The organism is Petrocella sp. (assembly GCF_059865615.1).
This window is the reverse complement of record NZ_JCBCDA010000110.1, coordinates 134,291-140,290: the sequence shown is the minus strand read 5'-3', so window position 1 is coordinate 140,290 and position 6,000 is coordinate 134,291. Positions and strand designations below refer to the sequence as shown.

At 32.0% G+C, this 6,000-nt stretch carries 7 protein-coding genes; 5 read left to right on the top strand and 2 right to left on the bottom strand.

Annotation, left to right across the window (positions count from 1 at the left end; all coding sequences use genetic code 11):
- The first annotated feature begins 336 nt into the window (after positions 1-336).
- The 5 genes from AC6F8J_RS12595 to AC6F8J_RS12575 all read left to right on the top strand — a co-directional run bounded on the left by AC6F8J_RS12595 (position 337) and on the right by AC6F8J_RS12575 (position 3,618).
- Positions 337-834, top strand: a complete 498-nt coding sequence (locus AC6F8J_RS12595; RefSeq protein ID WP_500723709.1) for a hypothetical protein — start codon at positions 337-339, stop codon at positions 832-834.
- Positions 835-857: 23 nt separating this feature from the next.
- Positions 858-1,031: a hypothetical protein gene (locus AC6F8J_RS12590; protein ID WP_500723707.1), complete on the top strand. Its 174-nt coding sequence runs from the start codon at positions 858-860 to the stop codon at positions 1,029-1,031.
- A 522-nt stretch (positions 1,032-1,553) separates the two neighbouring features.
- Positions 1,554-1,784: a hypothetical protein gene (locus AC6F8J_RS12585; protein ID WP_275843379.1), complete on the top strand. Its 231-nt coding sequence runs from the start codon at positions 1,554-1,556 to the stop codon at positions 1,782-1,784.
- Positions 1,785-1,849: 65 nt separating this feature from the next.
- Complete coding sequence (locus tag AC6F8J_RS12580; protein ID WP_500723705.1) at positions 1,850-2,821, top strand: hypothetical protein; 972 nt, start codon at positions 1,850-1,852, stop codon at positions 2,819-2,821.
- 11 nt (positions 2,822-2,832) lie between these two features.
- Positions 2,833-3,618, top strand: a complete 786-nt coding sequence (locus AC6F8J_RS12575) for a CPBP family glutamic-type intramembrane protease (protein ID WP_500723703.1) — start codon at positions 2,833-2,835, stop codon at positions 3,616-3,618.
- Between the two features lie 133 nt (positions 3,619-3,751).
- On the opposite strand, the gene AC6F8J_RS12570 is transcribed toward AC6F8J_RS12575, so the two are convergent.
- Both AC6F8J_RS12570 and AC6F8J_RS12565 read right to left on the bottom strand, forming a co-directional pair.
- Positions 3,752-4,918, bottom strand: coding sequence for an iron-containing alcohol dehydrogenase (locus AC6F8J_RS12570; protein ID WP_500723702.1), 1,167 nt, complete (start codon positions 4,916-4,918; stop codon positions 3,752-3,754).
- Positions 4,919-4,923: 5 nt separating this feature from the next.
- A complete protein-coding gene (locus tag AC6F8J_RS12565; RefSeq protein ID WP_500723700.1) occupies positions 4,924-5,991 on the bottom strand; it encodes a tyrosine-type recombinase/integrase in 1,068 nt (355 codons plus the stop codon).
- Between the last annotated feature and the right edge of the window lie 9 nt (positions 5,992-6,000).

Below are 6,000 nucleotides of genomic sequence, written 5' to 3'. Positions count from 1 at the left end.
ATGGCTGAAGCGCTTAGTTTTGCTTATGAAAACAGTATCATTTAACCATTATTTAAAAAACTGAATTGTATTCAATTTATATAAACTGAAATTGACGAGTAAAGTAGTGTATTTAAGTTTCTAAATTTGGAGAAATAGGAGGTTAATATGAAAAAGAAAATGATTTCAAAAATTGTTATTGGAATTTTGGTTTTAATAATTGTCTATGCTATATTTTCTATAGGAATTCAAAACATTCTAATAAATTGAGAATTAGACCACTATACTAAGACATAAGAAATGCTTCCTTGTTGTATTCCAGTATTATAACCCTAGTTAAACGGAAAAAGGTGAACTATGAAAATAAAGAAGATACTGGATGTTTTTCAAGTAACAAGTGAACTAGAACAGAATTTATATAAATATGAACTTGATACTAGTATTGGTACATACTATTATCAAGCAATTGCAAAAATATCATGGTTATTGGCATATATACAGTATAATATTCAATATGAAAGTAGTGATGATCCAATCTTTGAGCTTAACTTGGCATTAAATAATTTGTTCGGTTTGATGATTACGGAACAAGGAAAAGTAGAGGTAATGTCTCACCCTTCAGAAATAAGAGCACTATTACATGAAATCGTTTCTGCACATCGTGAATCAAGAGTAAGTGATAGAAATCAATCTATTTTGGAATTTAAAGAATATTTAACTCATAATGTAGTTATTTATGAAAGCCCTTTACCTAATGTAAACAATGAAGATCCTTTACCTGATGTATACAATGAAGACAACAATGTAAATGTTCCAGAAGTAAAACATCCAGAAATAATTATCCCAAAACAATGAGCAAAACAAAAGGAGATATGCAAATGAAATACAAAGTATTTGCCATCATTTCAATGGTTTCATCTCTTATACTTGTTTTATTATGCGTAAGAAATATAATTGTACCTAATTCTGTTAATAATAATATCTTGGGTTTATTTGGAGGTATTGGGCTTATGTCATTACAGATAGCTATAATTATAAGATTTAAAAAGTAGTAACTATGAATTATAGGTAACTAGAACCTTTCTGGTATTTACCACAGTAATGGGGTGATTGATATGAACAGAATTAATTATTTGACTATTATTCCTATAGCACTTTTATTAATATCTCTTGTTTTTTATAAAAGAATTAATGATAAAAATGATAAAATAATACGTATTGTAGCTGCCATTTTTATAGTGCTAATACTAATACTAAATAATATATGATGATTATGAGGGGGCAATTTCCTTAGAAACAAAAGGAATATCTTTAAGAACAAGATTTAAAAATTGCTTAAATGCATTTACAGTAACCCCTATTTATGTAAATAATTATATAAAAAAACCTTTTATTACGTAAATCAATGAAAAACTCTTTACTTTTATATAAAAAACTGCTATGCTATGATGAGTAAATCACAATAATTATATTTTGTTTTTGAAATAGTTATTAACTTATTTCTATTAATAGAGGTATAAGTAAATATATACTTACTATTTGCGCAAATAGAATAAAATGAAAGGAGAAAAATTATGTATTTTAAAGAATTAAAGTATGATGATATGTTAGCAATTAACGGTGGCATGACTGATGATGACGGTAGAGGTTACACAACTTATGAAAGAATTGTTGTTATTAAGAATCAGTTATCATACAAAGCAAGGGTTTACACTAAATCTATTACAGGAAGCAAGACATTAGCAAGCAAAGCTGCTGATTATGTAGTAGATAAAGTATTTGGTGATGCAGCAGATGCATTCTAATTAATTAGATATCGGAGTAACTATTATATAATAGTTACTCCGATTAATTCGAATGGAGATTAACAATGGTACTTTTAGCAATACTTATTTCAAGTGGATCACTAATTATTATACCTAAGGAATACTTTTTTTATTGGTTAGCTATACAAAATATAGTAATCATATTTTCAATGCTATACAAATCTAAACCAAAAAAAATCAAAGTAACCACAAATCATTATATGAATATATTAGTCGTAGCATTATCATTTTTGTATTTTCCTGTTACGCTATTAATTATAAACAATTATTTTCTTCTAATATTAGAAGGTACATTTACATTTACTCACATAGCAGCTACATTTTTTCCCATGGTGTTATTATTGTTTTGGTATATATATCTTGATGATATTGATGAAAGAAAAAAGGGTAGGACTTTTTTATATTTTTTGCCTGGAGTAAGTACAGTCGGAATATTTCTCGTTTTTGGTTTTAATGGAGTCTTACCGTATATAATAACAAACTTGATTATAGTTTTATTGTTTAAAGCAACTGTTAATCCTTATATCAAATGGATATTTATTTTTTTTATAATAAATCCCAAAATACATTATATTTTTCTTAAACTTAATGAAGAAAAAATATTCAGAGATATAGAGATCAATATTTCCTTGAATTATGACTATGACCTAATTGTATTGTTGTGTTTATTTTGCCTTATTTTTATAGATAGGATAATTAACTTTATCAAACGCAACAATAGTGAAAAAATGAGCATGGTATTCATTTCCATAAGCTTAGTTATAGTAACATTCCTGTTTGAATTTATTTTATTCAGCGATATAAAGATAATTACCTTGATGCTTAATAAGATGATTTTGATGAATGATTTAAATATAGGAGAATTAAATGTACCAAATATTGATTTAATATTAACTTTAATAGAATTTGTAATGGCAGGTAATATTTATTATTACTTGACAAAGAAATTAGAGTTTGGCAGTGTTAACGTTATTCTCAGTTTGGTACCTTATTTCTTCTATATAGTTTTATTCTAAGGAGAATTTATATGATTTCTTTTTTACTTAATGAATCATCCGATTCCAACATCAGTCATAACGTAATCTTTATAATAATAGAAATGGTTATTTATAGGGTGATTCATTCTTTTGCAAGTCATACTCTAACATATATAGTTGTATTCTTGTTTTTACAGATGTCATTCTTTTCATATATATATAATAAGATGAATACGGATACAAGAACAAAGTATATACACCAATTAAAGTCATTTTTCAAAGGAAAAATTGATGTTATTATGCTGATTTTCTTCTTAATACTCATTGTGGTATCTGATCAGCATTTTATTGGTTTTTTAGTTACGAGAAGAAATTCACTTTTTAGTGGCTTGTACCATGAACTAAGTAATAATCTTTATGGTAATATAATACAAAACAATCAGCTTATAACAATGATTTTATTATCGAGCTTCGAAGAAGTATTCTTTAGAGGGTTGCTATTTACAAACTTTAATAAATCACTATCCGTTAATAGAGCTAATTGGTTGACAAGTCTAATATTCATGCTTTTTCACAATACAATTAATATTACGATTCTCTTTAGATCGATGATATTAGGGTATGCCTTTGCAAAAAATAACAATCTTTTTTTGGTAATTATACTTCATATTTTTATGAATATTATAACAATGGCAAGTCCTGAGAATTTTCAGTATCTTGGAGGTAGTGTATTTGTTGATTTAATCACAAGTATTAGTATATTTTTCTTTATACTATGGGAACATATAAAAAATAAATCAACTAATAATAAGGATAAGTCGTTATATAAATGCTGAGTGAGCTAAAACTATAGAAGATAAAGACCCAGTAAAGAAATAAGGAATGGAGAAGAAGATACTAAATAACAAAAAAAGGAGGGTATGGTTAACATAATATTAATATGTTAACCATACCCTCCTTTTTATCTTTTTACATGGATTCTGTTAGAATATTTATCATTTCTTCATGGGTCAAGGTGATGGGATTACCTTTCATGCTGCTTGATCCAGAGGATTTTCGTATGATATCATCAAAGTCTTTTGTGGTGATGCCAAATGTGGCCAATCCCTGGATGTTCATATGTTGATAGAGGTCTTTTAGCCAATGGACACATGCCGATACGTCAGCATGGTCATCACCGGTTAGCCAAACGGATATCTCTTGATACCTTTTTAAGGCGATATGTTCAGGGTCTCTTTCTATCAGTGCTCTAATGTTAGACTCAATGACTGAGGGTAGTAGAGCGGCACAGACGAAGCCGTGAGGGGCACCTAGTTTACCCCCAATGACACCGGCAAAACCATGTACAGCGCCTAATTTGGCATTGGCTAAGGCCATACCACCAAGTAAGCTGCCAAGGGCCATGTCTTCTCGTGCTCTTATATCCAAACCGTCATCGTAGGCTTTTTGGATAGAACGACCGATGCGGCAAATGCCTTCACGGCAGAAACCATCTGTGAGCGGGTTGGCAAAGGATGAAACATAAGGTTCAATGACTTGGGTCAAAGCATCTAATCCGGTGCTGGCTGTAATGGCTTGTGGCATGCTTCGTGTTAAGGAGGGATCAACCAAAACCAAATCCGCAAGCATGGAAGGACTTCTAAGGCTGACTTTTATTTTTTCCACTTGAGAGGTCACCACAGCGTTTTTCGTTACTTCTGAACCGGTACCGGAAGTTGTCGGTATTAATACAAGAGGCGCGGAAGGGTTATTCATAGGTAAACCCTTGCCGATGACTTCCAGATAGTCCATTAATTCACCGGGATTGTTCATGAGTATGGCAATGGCTTTGGCACTGTCAAGAACACTACCGCCGCCAAAGCCTATGACCATGTCACACTTGGTGTCTTTGGCGATTTCTATGCCTTGTACTAGGTCTGTTGTCGTTGGCTCACCATGAATGGAATACAGCACATAGTTCATAGAAGCGTGACTTAGGGCGTCTAAAAGGGGCTTTGCCCGTCCTTTATCCTTACCAGTTACGACCAAGGGGTATTTACCAAGTTCAAGAATAGACTTAGCAATATCCATGATGCCATTTGTTTTAAAAATTATTTGTTTTGCGGTTGCAAATTCAAAGTCTAAACTCATATTCATATTTATTACCTCCGATGTTGATCATCTCTTAAAGTGACCGCTTTTGCAGCCATTCTACGGCGTTCATCCTCAATCTCTGCATAATGCCTTTTGGTGGTGTTTACATCCTTATGGCCTAAGACATCTGCAACTAAGTAGATATCACCGGTTTCACGATAGAGATTGGTGCCGTATGTGCTACGCAGCTTATGAGGTGATATGTTTTTTAGCTTGGTGATGAGCTTGGCGTATTTCTTGACAATATTTTGAACGCTTCTAACGGCCAGTCGTTTATTTTGTATGGATAAAAACAAAGCATCCTCATGACCTTCTGAAGCAATGACTTTTTTACGCTTATCCAAATAGGTCAGAAGTGCTAAGCGTACTTCTTGACCAAAATAGATAATGACTTCTGTGCCGCCTTTTCGAACAATCCGAATACCATCTACATCAAAATCTACATCCGATAGATCTAAACCAACACATTCACTGACCCGGATGCCTGTACCAAGGAGCAAGGTGACAAGGGCCAGGTCCCGTTCTTTGGTATGGTTATGAAAACTCTGCTGTTTTTTAGTCAGATGTTCACCGGATTCCACTTCATCTAAAAGACTTGCCACTTCATTTATTTCCAGTCTAGTGATGACTTTGTCGTGAATCTTAGGTAGATCAACCAATAAGGTAGGGTTGGTCTTGATTTTTTGCTTTCTATAGTAATACTTATAGAAGGTCCTTAAACTTGCCATTTTTCTAGATTTGCCACGTTCCTTATTGGTATGTTCTTCAGTACCCATATCATCGGTGTAGTAGTTAAGGTAGTCCAAATAGATCTCAAGATGGTCAGGGGTAATCTTATCTAAGTCTGTAACTATTATTGATGTATAATCCACATCTTTGAAATCTACATGTTGCAAACTTAAGAACTTGAAAAAAATTCTTAAGTCGTAGGCATAAGCGATTCTGGTTTTGGAAGATGTGGTTTGTTCAATACCGCGAAAGAATTCAAATACAAAAGGTGGAAGCTCTTGAATAAGTTCACGTAAACGTTTGTTGTTAATGATATTAAGTTCTTCATGATAATTCAAGTGTTTCATAGGAGATGC

Coding starts and splice junctions, on each gene's coding strand:
- AC6F8J_RS12590 (WP_500723707.1), top strand. CDS start 858: ATGAAATACAAAGTATTTGCCATCATTTCAATGGTTTCATCTCTTATA.
- AC6F8J_RS12595 (WP_500723709.1), top strand. CDS start 337: ATGAAAATAAAGAAGATACTGGATGTTTTTCAAGTAACAAGTGAACTA.
- AC6F8J_RS12585 (WP_275843379.1), top strand. CDS start 1,554: ATGTATTTTAAAGAATTAAAGTATGATGATATGTTAGCAATTAACGGT.
- AC6F8J_RS12570 (WP_500723702.1), bottom strand. CDS start 4,918: ATGAATATGAGTTTAGACTTTGAATTTGCAACCGCAAAACAAATAATT.
- AC6F8J_RS12580 (WP_500723705.1), top strand. CDS start 1,850: ATGGTACTTTTAGCAATACTTATTTCAAGTGGATCACTAATTATTATA.
- AC6F8J_RS12575 (WP_500723703.1), top strand. CDS start 2,833: ATGATTTCTTTTTTACTTAATGAATCATCCGATTCCAACATCAGTCAT.
- AC6F8J_RS12565 (WP_500723700.1), bottom strand. CDS start 5,991: ATGAAACACTTGAATTATCATGAAGAACTTAATATCATTAACAACAAA.